The organism is Polyangium sorediatum, from assembly GCF_029946465.1.
GTDB lineage: Bacteria > Myxococcota_A > Polyangia > Polyangiales > Polyangiaceae > Polyangium > Polyangium fumosum.
In genome coordinates this window covers 185,201-202,175 of sequence record NZ_JARZHI010000007.1, presented here as the reverse complement: position 1 = coordinate 202,175, position 16,975 = coordinate 185,201, and the positions used below count along the sequence as shown (strand labels likewise).

Below are 16,975 nucleotides of genomic sequence, written 5' to 3'. Positions count from 1 at the left end.
CGCGTGACCGCTCCATCGTGCCGTCTCACGGAGGTCTTCCTGGCGCAGGAGAGCGGGCAAGGGGCGGCGCGACACGAGGGGCAGGACGCGCTGGAGGGGCTCCTGGAGCGAGCCGTCGCGTCCGCCCGGACCCCGTGGCCGGAGATCGATGTGCCGGCGGAGGCCTTCGTGCGCTGGCTCTCGACGCGGCTCCCCGCGGGGGACGTGGAGACGCTCGAACGGGCGCTCGGCACGTTGCGCCTCGGCGACCTCTACCTCGCTTGTGCGTGCGAGCGGGGCGACCGCGCGGCGCTCGCGGCGTTCGAGCGATTCTACATCCCGGATCTCGCGGCCGCGATCCAGCAGGTCGATCGATCCGGCAGCCACGCGGACGACGTCCTGCAGGTGCTGCGGCAAAAGCTCTTCGTCGGAGAGCCAGGGACCGGGCCGAAGATTCGTGAGTACGGGGGCCGCGGGGAGCTGCGCCGGTGGCTCCGGGCCGTCGCCGTGCGCGCCAGCATCGACGCCCTGCGCGCCGCGCGCGAGATCCCCGTCGAGGACGAGCTGCTCGACGCCATCGAGGTCCCCGCCGACCATCCGGAGCTGTCGCACCTGAAGCGCACCTCGCTCGCCGAGCTCAAGCTCGCCCTGCGCGACGCCCTGGGCGCGCTCTCCGCGCGGGAGCGGACGCTGCTGCAGCAGTATTATCTCGACGGCGCCAACCTGGAGGCGCTCGCCGCGCTCTACCGGGTCTCGCCCTCTGCCGTGAGCCGGAGCCTCGCGAAGACACGCGCGACCCTCATGGGACGGGTGCGCAACGCCTTGATGGCGCGGCTGCGGCTGAGCGGGCGCGAAGTCGACAACATCCTGCTCCTTGTCCAGAGCCAGCTCGAGGTCTCCCGGAGCATGCTCGACGGGCGCTCGTAGGGGCAGCACCCACGTAAGCGCGCGTACCGGACAAACAAAACACGCAAACGCGCGCGGGTTCTCCGTCCTCTAGAGCAAGCGCCTGCTGCTGGGGGCCACCTCGGGCAGCGGGAGACGTGTGCGCGGCTGCGCCCGCACCTTCCCACCCAGAAGACCATCGACCACGACCATGACACGAACGCTCCTCGCATCGCTGCTCGCCACCTTCGTCGCCGGATGCGGCTTCATCAAGGTGGGGGGCCTGCCCTCCTCCGTTTCGTCTTCGTCCGGCGAGCCGTCGGAGGCCTCCGGCTCCGGCCAGGCCTCCGGCTCCGGCCAGGCCTCCGGCTCCGGCCAGGCCTCGGGCCCGAAGTCCACCGACAAGGAGCTTCTCGAGCTCTACCAGTCCATCGATTACACCTGCTGCACGCAGACGCGCGCGAGCGGCAGGGCGTTTTTCCAGAAAGCCGGCGTCGATACGACCGGGCTGTTCAAGCGCGGGAACGTCGATCCGGAGTGGATCCCCGGCTGGTCGAACGACCTCTCGACCATCGAGCTCACGAACGCGCTGGCCCAAGGCGCCGTCAACCGTACCTGGCAAAAACAATGCTTTGCCGATTACGAGGACTATCGCAAGGGCTGGGCCTCGATTGAGGAGAAGCACCGCCCGCAGCTCGTGGCGCTGCGCAAGCAGGGCAACTACTACGAGCAGGCCTCGGGCCTGAACACGCTCCTGTCCGACGTCCTGAAGGAGGCCGAGCAAAAGGGCCTGAAGCTGCACGGCGCGCATCCCATGACCTGGGTGGGCTTGCGCTACGACATCCTCGTCGCCCTCTTCCAGGTGCACCGCGAGACCGGCCACGAGTTCGCGCTGGCCGATTTCGTGAAGCCCGTGGGGGATCAGGTCGAAAAGTTCTCGCGCTTCGGCCGGCCCTGGTCCGAGGACAAGACGTTCGATCGCGACGTCTTTTGCGCCTACGCCGAGGTGAGCGGCACGCAGCGCACGCCGAAGCTGCCCGACATCGGCGGCTGGGAGCCCGGCCGCGACGCGCCGGCGCGCTGGCCGGTCGCCGCCGCGCGCCACGCCGAGGTCGACAAGAAGCTCCAGAGCCTGCAATCGGCGTCAGCGGCGGCGCTCGCAATGCAGGAATGGAAGGTCCCCCGGCTCGAGACGGGGACCCTCGACCGCGAGCCCAAGGCGCCCAAGCTCTTTTACACCGGGCCCTACACCCTCACCTCGTTCCAGCGCGAGGGGGCCAAGGTCACGGTCGTCGGTGAGCAGCGCAAGACCGAGCCGTTCAACTACGATTGCCGCTCGACGGGCGTCATCGAGTCGTACGACCTCAACAACAACCCCGTCTACAAGCGCGACTGCAAGGTGGGCTCGAAGACGAGCATCCGCATCGCGGAGGTCACCTTCGCAGACCTCCCTGCCTCGATGCAGCTCGCCAAGGGCGACGAGATCACGTTCTACGGCGATCTGTCGCGCGAAGAGAAGGACAAGTCGGTGAAGCAGACCCCGTCGGAGGTCGTGACCAGCCGCGCCTACGCGTTCGAAGGCAAGCACCTCGTGCAGGTGAAGCGCGAGGGCAAGGTGGTGCAATCCTTCTAGCCAGGGGGTCCTCGCCAGGCACGCCTTCACAAGCGTACGCCGGTTCTCCCTTGCCTCCGCATCCGAGGCTGCTACCTTCGTTTGACCCGTTGACCAGAAGTTCAAAATTGGTCAACGGGTCAGCGAGGAGAGCGCCCCGTGTTCCAACGCCCGCCCCAGGCCAGCAGCCGCGCCGATCGGATCCTCGACGCCGCGGCCATGCTGCTGCTGCGCATGGGCTACCGGAAGGTGACCATCGAGGACATCGCCAAGCAGGCGGACATCGGCAAGGGTACGGTGTACCTGCACTGGCGCTCCAAGGAGCAGCTCTTCCAGGCGCTGCTCCGGCGTGAATCCATCGTCCTCGTCGAGGGGATGCGGGACCGGCTGCGGAGCGACGTGGCCGAGATCAAGCCCCACCGCCTCGTGCGGAGTTCGTTCGTGGCGGTCCATCAAAGGCCACTCACGATGGCCCTGGTCGTCGGGAACGTCGAATTGCTCGGCAAGCTGCGGGAGGGCACGGTCGGGAGCAAGGAGCTACTCGTGACCGACAGGTTTTTCGAGATCCTGGCCCGCCACGGCCTGCTCCGCGCGGACGTCCCGAATCTCGTTCATGCGCTGCGGGCCACCTCGGCCGGGTTTTACCTGCTCGGCACGGTCGACCCGACGAGCGTCGGCCTCGACGTGGAAGCCAGGGCCGACGCCCTCGCGCACGTCATCCGGCACGCCTTCGAGCCTGCCGGCGAGCCACCGAAGGAGGTGTTGGCGGCGGCCGCCGCCGAGCTCTGCGCGATCTTCGATGATCTCATCGCTTGTTACCGCACATGGATCTACGCCGCCGAGCCCGGCTGATCCCGGGCCCGGAAGCGCGCTGAAAGGGGAACGCCATGACGACGCAGGCTGATACGTGGGGCATTCACAAGGCGCAGTTCTGGCTACGCGGGCAAATCCCGGACGAACCCGTCCAGTTCGCGCCTGATCTCGGGATGTGGAACGTCTACGGATACCCGGAGGCGCTGCGGATCCTCGGCGATCCCGGCCTGTTCTCGTCCGAGACCATGCGCCTGGTCCCGGAGATCAAGCGATCCAACGAGGGCAACCTGGTGCGGATGGACCCGCCGGAGCACAAGAAGCTCCGGAATCTCGTCAGCCACGCCTTCACGCCGAAGGTCGTCGCGGACCTCGAGCCGCGAATCGCGCGCCTGACGCACGAGCTGCTCGACGCGGTGGACGGGCGGGACCGGCTGGAGCTCGTGGCCGATCTCGCGTATCCGCTCCCGGTCATCGTCATCGCCGAGCTCTTGGGGGTGCCCAGCAGCGACCGCGACATGTTCAAGCAATGGGTCGACAAGATGCTCGAGAACTCCTTGCAGTTCTCCCTCGTCAAGCGCTCCGAAGAGCAGGACCGCATGGTCGAGGTCGCGCTCGAGCAGGCCAAGCACCTGACCGATTACCTCAGCGCGCACGCCGCAGAGCGCAGGCGAAAGCCTCGCGCGGACCTGCTCACCAAGCTCGTCGAGGCCGAAGTGGACGGCGACCGGCTCACGGAGACCGAGGTCGCCAACTTCGCGAACATCCTCTTGATCGCGGGGCACATCACCACGACCATGCTGCTCGGCAACACGGTGCTTTGCCTGGACACGAACCCGGCCGAGAAGGCGCGGGTGCGCGCGGACCGGTCGCTCGTGCCCGCGGCGATCGAGGAATCGCTGCGCTTCTTCAGCCCGTTCGCGGTCCTCGGTCGGGTCACGATGCGCGCGGTCGAGCTCGGCGGCAAGACGATTCCCGCCGATCAGCTCCTCATGGTGTGGATCGCGGCGGCGAACCGGGATCCCCGGCAGTTCACGAATCCGAACGTGTTCGATCCGTCCCGCGACCCGAACCCGCACGTCGCCTTCGGGCGAGGCATCCATTTCTGCATCGGCGCTCCCCTCGCCCGGCTGGAAGGCCGGGTCGCGTTGAACATCCTGATGGATCGATTCCCGGGCCTGCGCCTGGATCCTGACGCGCCGCCGGAGTTCCTCCCCAGCCCGAACATGACCGGCGTGCGCAAGCTGTCGCTGCTGCGGCACTGAAATCGCGCTCCGGCAGCGCGAGGCGCCCTACCCTCGATGACGGGCCGCCTGCATGGCCACGGCAATGCCGTCCTGCAGCGTGGCCTTCGTGACGATCCCTTGCAGCGATGCGTCGCTATGGACGAGCGTTCGGGCCACCTCCGAACGGATCCCGGTGATCACCGTGCGCGTCCCCAGGAGCCGCAGGCCGCTGGCCGCCGTGAGGAGCATGCTGGCGACGTTCTCGTCCACGCGCTTCAAGCCCGTGATGTCGAGGATGATGAAGTCGGCGGAGCGGCTGCTGGCGCCTTGAAGCATCGTCTCGATGGCCTGCTGGACCCGCGCGGTATCCATCGTTCCGATGAGCGGCATCACGAGGATGCGATCCGTGATCGGAATGAGCGGCGTGGAGAGCTCGAGGAGCCGGGTGTGCTGGGCGGCGATGATCTGCTCGTGGAGCGCGGTCCGCTCCGCATTGGCGCGGCCCTTCTCGACGAGCTCGCGTTCGAGCCGCTCCTTGGCCTCGTGCAGCTCGTCGGTGCGGGACATGAGCTCGACGAGGAGCGCCTCGCGCGCGGCCTCGACGGCGACGCGCTGCCGGATCTCCGCCTCCAGGCTGGTATTCTTTTCCTGCAGCGCCCGTGTCATGCGCCGGACGGCGATGTGCGGGCGGATGCGCGCGAGGAGCTCCTCGGTATCGAAGGGCTTGCTGATGTAATCCACGGCGCCCGCATGCAGCCCCTGCAGCCGGTGCTCCCGATTGCTCAAGGACGTCATGAAGACGATTTGCGTATCGGCGGTCTGCGGGTTGGCCTTCAGGCGCCGGCACACCTCGAAACCGTCGATATCCGGCAACATGACGTCGAGGAGGACGAGATCGGGCTGCTCGCGCTCGATCAGGCTCATCGCCATGACGCCGTCCGTGGCGACGGCGAGGTCCAGGCGCTCGCCCGATAAGGCTTCGAGAAGCGTGTCGAGGTTGATGGGGTTGTCATCGACCGCGACCACGAGACCATTGAATTGCGTCAGATCGTCCATCCCGCGCCCGAGAAGATGAGCGTGGACCCTATCAAGAAGTACCACGGCAGTAAAGGGCCAAGCATGCGACGTCGCGCCATGGAACGGGAGCCGGCGGTTCTGCAAAAACCTGGATGCACGGGTTATGCGTCACGCGCCTGACACGCCGTTCATGAGGGGTGGTTTCCCATCGTGTGCATACACGGTTTGGCGCACCACGACATCGTGAAATATCTTTCAAAATTGCATTGACGTTTGCAGCCCTGCCGAGGTTAGTATGGTGCACGATTCGGATATCGTGCCGCTCGACGAGACGCACGGGAGGGGTTCGAGGATGGAACTCACGGGGTACGAACAGGGGGACATCGTCTATGAGGGAAGCGAGACACGCGTCCATCGGGCGGTGCATCGTCCCTCGGGCGCGCAGGTGGTGATCAAGGTCCCCGTCGCCGAGGTGCCGACCCCGCGCGTGATGGGGCGGCTGGTCCACGAGCATCAGGTGCTCCGGCAGCTCGCGTCCGTGCCCGGCGTGGCGCGCGTGCAGGCCTTCGAGCAGCGGAACGGCACGGTGGCGCTCGTCCTCGAGAACCCCGGATTCCGTTCGGTCGATCAGGTGCTCGCCAAGCAGGGCCGTTTGCCGGTGGCGGCCGCGCTCCGGTTCGGGCGACGCCTGGCCCGGGTGCTCGAGGGCGTGCACGCCGCCGGGGTGATGCACAAGGACGTCAAACCGCAGAACGTGCTCGTGGATGAAACGTACGAGCAGGTCACGCTGCTCGACTTCGGTATCGCCTCGCTCCTGTCGCAGGAAGCGACGGAGGCGAGCATTCCCGAAGCGCTGGACGGGACCCTGGCGTACATCTCGCCGGAGCAAACGGGGCGCACGGCGCGCGCCCTCGATACACGTACCGATCTCTATTCGCTGGGCGTGACGCTCTTCGAGGTGCTCTCGGGGCGGCGGCCCTTCACGGATCGCGATCCGCTTTCGCTGGTGCACGCGCACCTGGCCAAGACCCCGCCTCCGCTCGATACGATTGCGCCGGAGGTGCCGAGCGCCGTGTCGGCGATCGTCTCGAAGCTCCTCGCGAAGGATCCCGAGCGGCGGTACCAGACCGCCAGGGGCGTGGCGGAGGATCTGGAGGAGGCGCTCCGCATGCTCCACGAGCGGGGCACGGTGGAGCCCCTCTCGCTTGGCAAAAAGGACTTCTCACGGAAGCTGCGGCTGCCGCAGGTGCTCGTGGGGCGGGAGAAGGACGTCGAGCGGGTCGGCGAGTCGTTTGCCCGCGTCGCGCGGGGCACGGCGGAGCTTTTGCTCGTCGGCGGGCCGTCGGGCATTGGCAAAACGGCGCTGGTGCGCACGGTCTACCACGACATCGCGAAGGCCGGGCGTGGCCTCCTGATTGCAGGCAAACACGACCAGCTCGCGCGGTCGACGCCGTACGCGGCGATCGCGCAAGCCTTCGGGGGGCTGATGCGTCAATGGCTCTCGAGCCCGAAGTCGGTCCTCGAGACCTGGCAGACGCGGATCCGGAACGAGGTCGGGGACAACGCGCGGCTGATTGCGGATGTCGTACCGGAGCTCGACCTCGTCATGGGCAAATTGCCGCCGGTGCCGCCCGTGGAGGGCGAGCAGGTCCTCAACCGGCAGAAGCTTACGTGGCTGAATTTCGTTCGAGCGGTCACGACGCCGAACCCGCCGCTTGTCATGTTTCTGGACGACATGCAGTGGGCCGACAGCGCCACGCTGATCATCCTGCAGACGCTGCTGACGGACGTGGAGCGAAAGTCGCTGCTGGTGATTGCAGCCTACCGGGACAACGAGACGCCCCCCGAGCATCCGTTGTGGAAGCTCGTCGAGGCCACGGAGGCGAGCGAGGCCAAGGTATCGAGGCTGACGGTGGGCCCCCTGTCGGAAGAGCAGGTGCAAAAGTGGCTTTCGCGCACGCTCGAGAGCGAGCCGAGCCGCGTGGCGCCGCTCGCGCGCGTGCAATGGCAAAAGACGCGTGGAAACCCGTTTTTCCTGGAGCAACTGCTCCTCTCCCTGCACCGGCAGAAGCACGTCGTGCGGGACGTGGAGACCGGGGAATGGCGCTGGAATCAAACGGACCTGGAGCGAGCGCAGGTCACCGACAACGTCGTCGCGCTCTTGACGGACAAAGTGCGCGACATGCCGGAGGCGACGCAGCAGCTCTTGGGGCTCGCGGCGTGCGCAGGGCATACGTTCCATCTCCAGGATCTGGAGCGATTGAGCGGGTGGGAGCGCGCCCGGGTGACGGCGGCGTTGTGGCCGGCGCTGCAGGAGGAGCTGGTCGTGCCGGTGGATGGGGCGTATCGCCCGGCGCAGGCGCTCGGAGAGGTGGGCGCAGGAACGCTGGATGCTTCCTACCGATTTTTGCACGACCGCGTGCAGCAAGCGAGCTACGAGCGGATCTCGCCGGAGCAGCGCGTCCTCGCGCATCTCGAGATTGGCCGGCGGCTCTGGGCGCGGTATCGGGCCGAAGGGGGCACGGCGCAGCAGCTCCTCGAGCTCGCGCGGCACATGAACCAGGGGTCGGCGCGGATCACGGACGCGGAGGAGCGCAAGGACGTCTCGCGGATGAACCTGGAGGCCGCGCGCGTCGCGAAGGCGGCGAGCTCCTACCGATTGATGGCCACCCTGCTGGAGACCGCGCAGGCGCTCCTCGGCGAGCGAGCCGCCCCGGAAGAGCAAGCGTTGTCGGTGGAGATTGCCCTGGAGCGGCTGGAGGCGGCCTATCTCTTGCGCGATTTCGACGACGTCGAAGCGCGCGCCCTCGCCTTGCTCGTGCGGCCTCTTGCGGTGGTGCCTTGGCTGTCGGCGCAGGAGATCCGCGTCCGCTGCTGCCTGGCGACGGGCCAGTATACGCGGGGAATCGGGCTTGGTCTCGCGGCGCTCGCGGAGCGGGGGTTGACCTTCCCCGACACGGACGCTGCGTGTCAGCCGGCGCTCGTCGAGGAGTCGGCCGCGCTCGATCGATGGCTGGAGAAGGATCTCGGCGCGTTTGATCCAATGCCGCCCGAGTGGTCCCTGGAGCACCGGCTCATCGATGCCCTGATGACGCAGACGCAGCTCTGCTCGATTTATGGCGGCCGGCCGATGCTTTACACGCTCATCATCGTTCGCCTGGTCTCCGAGGCGGTGCGACGTGCGTCCCTCACGCCGGCGGCCACCCTCATGATCTGCAGCTTCGCCAATGTGTGGTCGGTGGCCACGGGCATGTATCGCCGCGTGTTGCGCTGGGTCGAGCCTGGGGTGCGTGCCGCGGAGCGCGTGGGATCCCCGATGCTCCCCGAATGCCTGGTGCTCCATGGGATCTACATGGTCTATTCGCGGCCGGTCGACGAGACGGCTCCCCTCTACGAACGAGCCATCACGGCCGGCTTGAAGATCGGTTCGTTCACGGGCACGAGCTGGGGGCTCCTGGCCGAGCTATTTTATCACCGCGTTTGGCGTGGCCAGCCGCTCGTTCAGGTCGACGCGCAGGTCAAGGCTCGTTGGGATCTCGTGCAGCGCTCGGGAGATGCCGTCGGAAGGCACCACTACGAGGCGGTCGCGTCCTTTTGCGAGGTGCTGATGACCGCCGACGGCGCCCCGAAGCTCCTGCAGGACGAACCGTTGTCGCGCGGTTCGCGTTCCCTCCTGGCCGACGGGGACGGGTTCACGGGCGGCCTCGCTCGTACCCTGGAAGCTTATCTGTTCTGCGCCACCGGCAGGTGGGAGCAAGCGCTTTCGCGGGCGCGGGAGGCCGACCAATATCGAGCCGACATCCTCGGCATGCCGCCGGTGACGGATGTCCCGCTCTTCCTCGCGATCTCAGCGACGAAACTCTGGCATACCGCCGCGGGCGCCGAGGAGCAGGCGCGGCTGCGGGAGCACATCGAGCACGGCCTCGAGCGGCTGCGTTATCTCGCGGAAGGCTGCGCGCCGAACTTCCTCCACAAGCTGCGCCTCGTCGAGGCCGAATACGCCCGCATTCTCGGCAAGACCGAAGAGGCGATCGTCAAGTACGACGAGGCCATCGAGCTCTCGCGCGAGCACCGTTTCCTGCACATCGAGGCCCTCTCGACCCACCTCGCCGCCGAGTTCCGCCTGCAAACGGGCAAGAGCCACATCGGTGCCCTGTACCTGCGCGAGGCGCGCGACGCTTATGCGCGCTGGGGCGCCGTCAACGTGGTCGCCCATTTGAGCGCGAAATATCCCGCCTTGCTCAAGGCGTCCACGCTCGCGTCGGCTTCCGAGCGCACGAGCATGGCGACGGCGACCACGACGACCTCCACGGCGGGCGCGAATTTCGACGTGAACACGGCGGTGCGCGCGGCGCAGGCGCTCTCGAGCGAGCTCGACCCGGAGCGCGTGGTGGGGCGGCTGATGGGGCTTTTGCTGGAGAATGCGGGGGCGCAGCGCGGCGCCCTCGTGCTCAGCGAAGGGGAAGCGCTCTCCGTCGTGGCGCGGCTGTCGGTGGAGGGGGCTCGTATCGAGACGGGGCTGTCGGAGCCGCTCGGGCAATGCCACGACGTGCCGGCGACCGTGGTGCAGTATGCGGCCCGCACGGGCGATCCGGTGGTGACGGGTGATGCGAGGAACGAGGCGCGCTTCGCCAGCGACACCTACCTCGCGTCGCGCGTGGTGCTCGCGCTGCTCGCCCTGCCCTTGACCCACAGGGGCCATCTCGTGGGCGTCTTGTACCTCGAGCACCGCGACGTGCCGTCGGCGTTCCCGCCCGCGCGCGTGGAGCTCTTGTCGGTGCTGGCCTCGCAGGCGGCCATCGCCGTCGAGAATGCCATGTTGTACCGGGACCTGGAGGCCAAGATCAAGGAGCGCACGGCCGAGCTTCGGATCGCCAAGGAGGCGGCCGACCGGGCGAACCGCGCAAAGAGCGATTTCCTCTCGAGCATGAGCCACGAGCTGCGCACGCCGCTCAACGGAATCCTCGGGTATGCCCAGGTCCTCTCGCGCGCGCCCGAGCTCTCCGCGAAGAGTCGGGATGGCGTGCAAACGATCAAGAAATCGGGCGAGCACCTCCTTTCCTTGCTGGAAGACTTGCTGGACCTCGCGAAAATCGAGGCCGGCAAGATGGAGCTCGTCCCGAAGAAATTCGACCTCAACGCCTGGGTGGGCACGATGGTGGATCTGTGCCGCGTGCGCGCCGACCAGAAGAGCATTGCCTTCACCCGAGAGATACGCAGCGGCACGACGTCGGCGATCTACGGCGACGAAAAACGCCTGACGCAGGTGCTCTTGAACCTCTTGAGCAATGCCATCAAGTTCACGGAGCGAGGAGACGTCCGCCTCGTCATCGATGAGCTGAAACGTGGTCCCGAGGAGGGGAGCAAGCTCCGGCTCCGGGTCGAGGACACGGGCCCCGGCATTGCCCCGGAGCACCTTTCACGAATTTTCGATCCCTTCGAGCAGGTCGGCGATTCCAAGGCGAAGGGCGACGGCACTGGGCTCGGCCTCGCCATCACGAAGCGGATCGTCGATCAGATGGGCGGCACGATCGAGGTCGAGAGCGAGCTCGGCCGAGGCAGCGCCTTCACGGTGACGCTCCCGCTCGCGGACGGGGCCACGGCCACGAGCGCCGACAAGGTCCTCGGGTGGGATACCATCACGGGCTATCGAGGCGAGCGCCGCACGATCCTCGTCGTGGACGACAACCCGCACAACCGTGCCCTGGTGAGCGATCTGCTGGCCCCGATCGGATTCGAGGTCGTCGAGGCCGAAGACGGCGAGGCCGCGCTGCGGCTGGCGATGGAGCGCAGGCCTGGCCTCATTTTGATGGACCTGGCCATGCCGGGTATGGACGGTCGTGAAGCCACGCGCCGCCTGCGGCAGATGCCCGAGCTCGGGGAGGTCGTGATTCTGATCTCGTCGGCGAATGTCTCCGGCGTCGAAAAGCAGGACGGTGCCCGCGCCGGTTGGAACGACGCCTTGCACAAGCCCGTGCAAGCGAGCGCGCTCTTCGAGAAGATCCAGCGCTTCCTCGGCGTGGAGTGGATTCATGCCGAGGAGAAGGCCCCGGTCCCGGCGGCGCAGGAGCGGGGGCCGCTCGTGCCGCCTTCCGCGAAAGAGCTCGCCGTTCTCTCGCGGCTGGTGATGTCGGGGCGGGTCCGGAACGTGGTGGCGGAAGCGGCGCGCATGGAGCAGGACGACCCGCGCCTCGGACCGTGGCTCGAGCAGCTCCGGGGGCTCGTGCGGACCTACCAGATGCGGAAGCTACAAGAGTTCGTCGATGGGTATGCCGCGGGCGCGGCCGCGGCCAGCGAGAGCCCGTAGTCGGACGGGAATCATGGTTCGAGGTCGCCGCGCAGGCCGTACCTCTTCATCGCCATCTGCACGAATTTCCGCCCGACGCCGGCGAGCTCCGCTGCGCGTGAGACATTGCCGTCCGTCTTCTGGAGCATCAGCCGCAGGTAGTGCTTTTCGTAGGCCTGGGCCACGCGGTCGCGGCCGTGGAGCAGCGGGTCGTCCAGGCGAATGCCGAGAGACTGTACATCCGGCTCCCACGTTTCAGGGGTCTTCGGCCCTTCCCCGGCCCCGAACGCGAGGACACGCGCCACGGCGTTGCGAAGCTCTCGCACGTTGCCGTTCCACGTCAAACCCGAAAACCTGTCGACGACCTCCTGCGAGAGCGGCTGCGTCGACCGCATGCGCTTCGAGAGCTCCTTCTCGAAATGGCGAACGAGCATGGGGATGTCCTCGGAGCGCTCCGAGAGCGGCGGAAGGCGCACCGGAACCACGGCGAGCCGATAATACAGGTCCTCGCGGAACACACCGAGATCGACGGCGCGGGGCAGCGGCCGGTTCGTGGCGGCGACCACGCGCACGTCGAACTGCTTCGGCCGATTTGCTCCCACGCGACGCACCTCCATCCTCTCGAGCGCCCGCAAGAGCTTCGGTTGCAGGCCATGCGGGAGCTCCCCAATCTCGTCCAGGAAGACCGTGCCGCCGTCGGCCTCTTCGAAGATTCCAGGCCTATCCATCGTCGCGCCGGTGAACGAGCCCTTGACGTGCCCGAAGAGCTCGCTCTCCGCGAGCTCCGGAGAGATGGCCGAGCAGTCGAGCACGACGAAGGGCCCCTCGGACCGCGGGCTGGCGTCATGAATCGCCCGCGCGGCCACCTCCTTCCCCGTCCCCGTTTCTCCCTCGATCAGCACCGTGGCGTCGGTCTCCGCCGCGCGCGCCAGCACGGAAAAGACGGCCCGCATCGCGGTGCTCCTTCCGAGCATCTGCCCGAAGCATTCACCGGGGAAGAGGGGTAGCTCGATGATCGTGTTCAGCATCAAAAGTCGGAATACGGTCTTGCCAATCGTGATACGCGAATCCGGGCGTGCATAACCATCCCGCACCTGAACGCCGTCCACGTTGGTCCCATTGAGGCTCCCGGCGTCCAGGATCCGGATCTTGTTTCGCTCGATCCGCAAGGTCAAATGGTGCCGGCTCACGGTCGGGTCCTTGACCTTGAAATCACAGTCAGCGCCGCTGCCTATCCTTATTTCGGGGCCCGGCAGCTCGCGCATCTCCCCGGCCTGCGGCCCCTCACCCACCTCGATGCGGATCTTGTTGGATCGCAACGTCAAGCCGTTCGGCGACGGCACCATCGTGTTCGTCGAGTCGTCGTCGTTTCGATTCATCGATCCTCCTCGTCATGCGACCCAGCATTCAGGAGCGTCGTGAGCCCCGGGCGGGAATCCACGCCGGCGATGCGGTAGATGTTCTGCACGTGTGCACGGACCGTCCCTGGGCTGATGCCCAGACGGTGGGCGATCTCCTTGTATGAAAGGCTGGAGCCCACCAGGAGGAGGGCAATTTCGCGCTTGCGCGGCGGGAGCATCTCCAGAATGGGTGAGCTCGCGGCGCGGGGCGGGCGCAGGACGCTCGGCAGGATCCACTCCCGCATCGCCAGGAGATGTACATCCTCGTGAAGCTCGTGCGTTTCTTTGGCGAGCGCGTGCACGTGCACCTCGAGCACGGAAAAACCGGTGGGATGAACGATCTGCCAGGAGGCTCGTGTGGCCGTGAAGCTCCGTGCGGAGTCCGCGAAATCGAGCAGGGCGCTGCGGCTCCTGGAGATTTCGCGGGCGTGGTATTTGGCGATCAAGTCGAACGCACGCTGGTTCACCTCCAGGACCGCGCCATTTCGTCGGTTGATGCAGATGTACCCCATCGCCTGCTCTTCCGTGATCTGAGACAGGATCGAGCGCGACGCCACCAGCGGCAAACTGGCTCGATGAACGGCGGCTCGCACGTCGGCGGCCAATGCTTCCATCATCGCGGGCGCGGTCCTCGGGAATTGCTTCCCTCTCTCCGTGAGCAGCGCCAGCATGACGTGCTCCGTTCCGCGGCCGGGGACCACCCGCTGATGCAATTTGTATCCGGCCCCCTCCCCCAGCCCGAAATCGTCGAGGGCGTGGAGCACCTCCAGGCCGTCACGCAGCGGCCCTGCGATGGTATCCGCGTCCCGCCAGAAGCCGCCGGGTCTCGCCTCGAAGACGAGGCGGAGCGCGGGTTCGAGGTGCTCGGAGCGCGTGCGCATCCACCCCTCGAGGAGCTCCGTGGGCAAACGCATCGCGTGACTGATGAGGATCTGCGGCGCGTCAGGGCGCACCACCGAGATCAGGCCCGCCACGGTGGGGACGCACTGCGCGAGGGCGTCGAGGATCACCGCGGGATCGTTTCCCGCGGCGACCTTCGATAACATCTGCGCAGCGCGATGCAAAACCTGACGCTCGTCCATGATGCACCTCGTCACGCCCATTCTACCCGGTTCCCGTGAGGGGAAGCAAAGGTTTCACAGGCGACGCGGACGAACCCGGCGCAGCGAGCGCATTTGCTGGAGGGTCGCGTCGGGGCCGCGCCCGGCTCACCTCGCCGATGAGCGCGAGCATCTCCTCCGACGACAGGGTCGTGTAGTGCGCGCATCGGTACACGCCTCGGCCCACGTGCACGGCTCTCATCACCTTCTCCGCCATGGAGGGCCACGCGGGCGCGAGCCTCGCCATCGCGTGCCCCAGATGCTCCTCGAGCCACGCGAGGTACGTCTCCCCGAGCGCCCGCGCACGCTCCAGGGCCGCAGCGCCCGTCGAGGGCGAAACGCCCTTGGGGATCAGAATCGACAGGCAGCTCTCCTTGCCGGTATCTCGATCGCCCCCGTTCCTGCTCAGGCTGGCGAGGTCGTTTGCCAATCGGAACGTATGGTCGGCGAGCTGCCCGACCTCGATCAAGGCTCGCAGACGCATTTCGTGGACGTGCTCCGCGGGCGTCGCGAGCCCGCAGAAGAGAAACAAGACCTCCACGGCGATGGTCGGCGCCGTATCCACGATGTGCAGCAGGAGTCGAAGCTCGCGCTGGAGATCCGCGAAGCGCGCTGGATCGACCGCGTGCTCGTGCAGGAGCCGCCGAATTCGTTCGCCGACGGGGCCAGGCGCCCTGGATGCATACCTCGCCTCGATGTGCGCGATCGCCTCCTGCCGCGGAGGTCCGCCGAGCCCGAGCCGGCGCACGAGCGGATTGTCGACGACGTCCGGCGCGCGTTCGAGCGCGTTCGCCCGATAATGGCGTACGAGCGCGTCACGGCAGGCCTGCGAGAGCGCGCCGCTGGCGCTCGCGTGGCGTGAGAAGAGGCTCTCCCATTGCTTTCCGATGGCGTCGACGATCCGCATGCCCGGCCCGACGGGGGGCGCGGCAGGTCGCTCGCCGCGGGCGATCGCCTCCAGGTGATGCGCCGCAGATTGCAGCCGCGCGCGCCATGCGTCCGGCATCTCGCCTGGCAGGACCCGGTCGAAGACACCATTGTCGCCCGCGGAAATCGCGAGCATGCAACGAATGGCGAGCTCCGCCGATCGCTCCCACCCCTCCCCTGTCGGATCCGCCTCGTCCGGCACGCGGAGCATCATGTAGGCGCCCGTATACGCATAGTTGCGATCTCCCTGGCGCAACGATCGATCCGGGAGCAGGAGCCCCTCCGACAGGGCCTGCCCGAGCACCCGCGCCGACATGGCCTCGACGAGCAGGTCGCGCTCGGCGTCCGCGCCGGCGGCGCTCGGCAAGCGCGCGCGCACGATCTGCTCGATCGAGCGCTCGGGCTTTGCTGCTGTCACCTCGATGAGGTCGAGGATCTCGGCGGGCCAGGGTGGATCGATCGAAATCGAGGGCCCTCGACTCCGGTCCGCGCCCTGCAAGAGGACGTGCGCGACAGGGAAACGAACCGCGCGTCGGAGCGCATGAAGAATGCCCTGTGCCGTGGGGGCGCACGGATGGACCGGCGCCGCGGCTGTGGAAGGCGCGGCGAGGAGGACGTTTGGCGCAGCCTGGCCCGGGGCGATGACCGCGTCGTAGTCCTCGGCAATGCCCTCGGCCGAGCGGGCCGCCGGGACGATTCGAATCGCATACCAGGTATCGTCGTCGAGCGCGCGCTCGTGACCACCCCATCCGCGCGGACCCAGGCAGCTCACCTCCACGGCGGGCTCCCCCGTCGGATCGGCGTGGAAGGCGCCGAGCCTCGTGTCGATCTCCTCTGCCGAGGCGCAGACGGGAAGCGTGAGCCGCATCGGCGCAGGGATGCGCGCGCGCGGCAGCGCCCGGGCGAGCTCGAGCGCCAGCTCGAGATCGTATCCGGTGGCGAAATGGGACGGCGCGTCCCGCAGGCCTCGATCGATGAGAGCTCCTATCTCCTCGGGATGGACGTCGGGCCACAACGTCGTCGTCGCGGCGCACGGCACGAAAGGAGGAAGGCAGAAGCCGGGACGCACGACGTCCGGCTCTTCGGCGCCGGTGCGGAGGACGAGATCGACATCCCGCTCCCAGGCGAGCTCGTCCGGATAGTCGATCCAGAATTCGAGGTTCATCCGCGGCTCCGGCAGAGACCGGGTCGCCTCGCAGGCTGCCTCGATGCTGGCGACGAGCCGGGCCCGTGCGCCGCCCGCTGCGCGCATTCGTGCGAGGTCCCCGCGCACGCTGCAACGAATCCCGCAGGGAACGAGCGCGCGGCCTTCCCGGACCTCCGTGCGCAGCCACGCGAATTGCGCGGCGACGACGTCGAAGAATGCCTCCGGCCTCTTGTCGACGTTTTGACGTGAAGCGATGCAGACGAGCAGCGTCTCCACGTCGCCGCGCAGGGCGACGTGCTCGGCGCAGCCGACGACGTTGGCGGCACCGGCGGCGTAGTCGCGACTGGACTCGCCTTTGCGATGGTTTCCGTCCGGCAGCAGGATGATACGCCGCGCCTGTTTCCTCGCGGTCCGCCAAGGCGATTGAACTTTGACCTCGAACCAACGCCGAGATTGCATGGGAAAGCTCCTTGCTCGCAGGGGTTCGCGCTGCCGATCCAATGAAGATCGAGCGGCAGGGATGTCCTCGGGCATTGCACGCGTCATGCCTGCGGTCAGGGCCCGTTTTTCCGGGCATCTCGGGGGA

9 protein-coding genes are annotated in these 16,975 nt (G+C 67.5%); 5 read left to right on the top strand and 4 right to left on the bottom strand.

What is annotated here, in order from left to right; genetic code table 11:
* Positions 1-3: 3 nt before the first annotated feature.
* The 4 genes from QHF89_RS11555 (at position 4) to QHF89_RS11540 (ending at position 4,551) form a co-directional block, all read left to right on the top strand.
* Positions 4-906, top strand: a complete 903-nt coding sequence (locus tag QHF89_RS11555) for a sigma-70 family RNA polymerase sigma factor (RefSeq protein WP_136969391.1) — start codon at positions 4-6, stop codon at positions 904-906.
* A gap of 169 nt (positions 907-1,075) precedes the next feature.
* Positions 1,076-2,497, top strand: a complete 1,422-nt coding sequence (locus QHF89_RS11550; protein WP_136969390.1) for a hypothetical protein — start codon at positions 1,076-1,078, stop codon at positions 2,495-2,497.
* A 138-nt stretch (positions 2,498-2,635) separates the two neighbouring features.
* Positions 2,636-3,328, top strand: coding sequence for a TetR/AcrR family transcriptional regulator (locus tag QHF89_RS11545; RefSeq protein ID WP_136969389.1), 693 nt, complete (start codon positions 2,636-2,638; stop codon positions 3,326-3,328).
* 35 nt (positions 3,329-3,363) lie between these two features.
* Complete coding sequence (locus tag QHF89_RS11540; RefSeq protein WP_136969388.1) at positions 3,364-4,551, top strand: cytochrome P450; 1,188 nt, start codon at positions 3,364-3,366, stop codon at positions 4,549-4,551.
* A gap of 27 nt (positions 4,552-4,578) precedes the next feature.
* Here QHF89_RS11540 and QHF89_RS11535 read toward each other — a convergent pair whose 3' ends face one another.
* Entirely contained in the window at positions 4,579-5,568 is a 990-nt protein-coding gene (locus QHF89_RS11535) for a response regulator (protein ID WP_136935359.1), read from the bottom strand.
* 256 nt (positions 5,569-5,824) lie between these two features.
* Here QHF89_RS11535 and QHF89_RS11530 point away from each other — a divergent pair, with 256 nt between their 5' ends.
* Entirely contained in the window at positions 5,825-11,836 is a 6,012-nt protein-coding gene (locus QHF89_RS11530; protein ID WP_284720373.1) for an AAA family ATPase, read from the top strand.
* 11 nt (positions 11,837-11,847) lie between these two features.
* Here QHF89_RS11530 and QHF89_RS11525 read toward each other — a convergent pair whose 3' ends face one another.
* The 3 genes from QHF89_RS11525 to QHF89_RS11515 are packed head-to-tail and all read right to left on the bottom strand — an operon-like array spanning position 11,848 to position 16,848.
* Positions 11,848-13,194 (bottom strand): sigma 54-interacting transcriptional regulator, encoded by a 1,347-nt coding sequence (locus QHF89_RS11525; RefSeq protein ID WP_136969387.1) that lies wholly within the window; start codon positions 13,192-13,194, stop codon positions 11,848-11,850.
* Positions 13,191-14,297 (bottom strand): helix-turn-helix transcriptional regulator, encoded by a 1,107-nt coding sequence (locus tag QHF89_RS11520; protein WP_284720372.1) that lies wholly within the window; start codon positions 14,295-14,297, stop codon positions 13,191-13,193. The genes QHF89_RS11525 and QHF89_RS11520 overlap by 4 nt, the downstream gene beginning before the upstream one ends.
* A gap of 22 nt (positions 14,298-14,319) precedes the next feature.
* A complete protein-coding gene (locus QHF89_RS11515) occupies positions 14,320-16,848 on the bottom strand; it encodes a serine/threonine-protein kinase (protein ID WP_136969385.1) in 2,529 nt (842 codons plus the stop codon).
* Positions 16,849-16,975 lie beyond the last annotated feature (127 nt).

Coding starts and splice junctions, on each gene's coding strand:
- QHF89_RS11550 (WP_136969390.1), top strand. CDS start 1,076: ATGACACGAACGCTCCTCGCATCGCTGCTCGCCACCTTCGTCGCCGGA.
- QHF89_RS11540 (WP_136969388.1), top strand. CDS start 3,364: ATGACGACGCAGGCTGATACGTGGGGCATTCACAAGGCGCAGTTCTGG.
- QHF89_RS11535 (WP_136935359.1), bottom strand. CDS start 5,568: ATGGACGATCTGACGCAATTCAATGGTCTCGTGGTCGCGGTCGATGAC.
- QHF89_RS11530 (WP_284720373.1), top strand. CDS start 5,825: ATGGTGCACGATTCGGATATCGTGCCGCTCGACGAGACGCACGGGAGG.
- QHF89_RS11525 (WP_136969387.1), bottom strand. CDS start 13,194: ATGAATCGAAACGACGACGACTCGACGAACACGATGGTGCCGTCGCCG.
- QHF89_RS11520 (WP_284720372.1), bottom strand. CDS start 14,297: ATGGACGAGCGTCAGGTTTTGCATCGCGCTGCGCAGATGTTATCGAAG.
- QHF89_RS11515 (WP_136969385.1), bottom strand. CDS start 16,848: ATGCAATCTCGGCGTTGGTTCGAGGTCAAAGTTCAATCGCCTTGGCGG.